Annotated in this window: 2 tRNA genes and 1 rRNA gene; all 3 read right to left on the reverse strand. The window is 52.8% G+C overall.

Annotated elements, in window-relative coordinates:
• Positions 1-1,577 (reverse strand): 23S ribosomal RNA (locus tag IQ294_RS16165); the annotation flags it as partial.
• 152 nt (positions 1,578-1,729) lie between these two features.
• Positions 1,730-1,805, reverse strand: a tRNA-Ala gene (locus IQ294_RS16170).
• Positions 1,806-1,819: 14 nt separating this feature from the next.
• Positions 1,820-1,896, reverse strand: a tRNA-Ile gene (locus IQ294_RS16175).
• Between the last annotated feature and the right edge of the window lie 82 nt (positions 1,897-1,978).

Here is a 1,978-nt window from a genome sequence, read left to right on the forward strand (position 1 = left end):
ATCACAGCTTGGCGTATCAGGAATGGGATTTGCCTCATTCCACGCCTCACTGCTTGGACGCGCACAACCAACGGCGCGCTCACCTTATCCTTCTGCGTCCCCCCATTGCTCAAACGGCGGGGAGGTGGTACAGGAATATCAACCTGTTGTCCATCGTCTACGCCTATCGGCCTCGACTTAGGTCCCGACTGACCCTGAGCGGACGAGCCTTCCTCAGGAAACCTTAGGCATTCGGTGGACGGGATTCTCACCCGTCTTTCGTTACTCATACCGGCATTCTCACTTCTAAGCGCTCCACCAGTCCTTCCGGTCTGACTTCAACGCCCTTAGAACGCTCTCCTACCACGGACATCTACGATGTCCATCCACAGCTTCGGTAATCCGTTTAGCCCCGGTACATTTTCGGCGCAGTGTCACTCGACCAGTGAGCTATTACGCACTCTTTAAATGATGGCTGCTTCTAAGCCAACATCCTGGTTGTCTAAGCAACGCCACATCCTTTTCCACTTAACGGATATTTGGGGACCTTAGCTGGTGGTCTGGGCTGTTTCCCTCTTGACTACGGATCTTATCACTCGCAGTCTGACTCCCAATCCTAAATCACTGGCATTCGGAGTTTGTCTGAATTCGGTAACCCGGGATGGGCCCCTAGTCCAAACAGTGCTCTACCTCCAGGATTCAAACGGATTGAGGCTAGCCCTAAAGCTATTTCGGAGAGAACCAGCTATCTCCAGGTTCGATTGGAATTTCTCCGCTACCCACACCTCATCCCCGCACTTTTCAACGTGCGTGGGTTCGGGCCTCCAGTAAGTGTTACCTTACCTTCACCCTGGACATGGGTAGATCACCTGGTTTCGGGTCTACAACTGCATACTCCATGCGCCCTGTTCAGACTCGCTTTCGCTGCGGCTCCGGCTTCTCACCTTAACCTTGCATGCAATCGTAACTCGCCGGTTCATTCTACAAAAGGCACGCCATCACCCATTAACGGGCTCTGACTACTTGTAGGCACACGGTTTCAGGATCTGTTTCACTCCCCTTCCGGGGTGCTTTTCACCTTTCCCTCACGGTACTGGTTCACTATCGGTCACTAGGGAGTATTTAGCCTTGGGAGATGGTCCTCCCGGATTCCGACGGAATTTCACGTGTTCCGCCGTACTCAGGATCCACTCTGGAGAGAACCGACTTTCGGCTACGGGGCTGTTACCCGGTATCGCGGACCGTTCCAGGTCGCTTCGCCTAATCGATTCCTTTGTAACTCCGTATAGAGTGTCCTACAACCCCAAGAGGCAAGCCTCTTGGTTTGGGCTGTTCCCGTTTCGCTCGCCGCTACTCAGGGAATCGCATTTGCTTTCTCTTCCTCCAGGTACTTAGATGTTTCAGTTCCCTGGGTGTGCCTTCTCATGTGCTATGAATTCACACATGGATACTGCCCCATTACAGGCAGTGGGTTTCCCCATTCGGAAATCTCCGGATCAATGCTCACTTACAGCTCCCCGGAGCATATCGGTGTTAGTGCCGTCCTTCTTCGGCTCCTAGTGCCAAGGCATCCACCGTGCGCCCTTTCTAACTTAACCAATTCGGCTTCCAATCCGCGGCGCGATCCTTCGTCAGCGGCGCNAAAAAATTCAGCCGTGTCACTTCATGAATCGCTTGTTTCGTTTTTGTTTCAATGTCGTTTTATCCAGTTTTCAAAGAACAAGTTGCCCATGCCACCGTGTTGAATGGATGGTGGAGCCTAGCGGGATCGAACCGCTGACCTCCTGCGTGCAAGGCAGGCGCTCTCCCAGCTGAGCTAAGGCCCCAAGAAGTAAATATATGGTGGGCCTAAATGGACTCGAACCATCGACCTCACGCTTATCAGGCGTGCGCTCTAACCAGCTGAGCTATAGGCCCTCTTGGGTTTGTTGCAAGTATAGAAACTTCATGTTCCCGGCAACTGCCGGAAAGTGAACCTTCAAAACTGAACGCAAAACGT

The organism is Planococcus beigongshangi (assembly GCF_016820495.1).
GTDB classification, from domain to species: Bacteria; Bacillota; Bacilli; order Bacillales_A; family Planococcaceae; genus Planococcus; species Planococcus beigongshangi.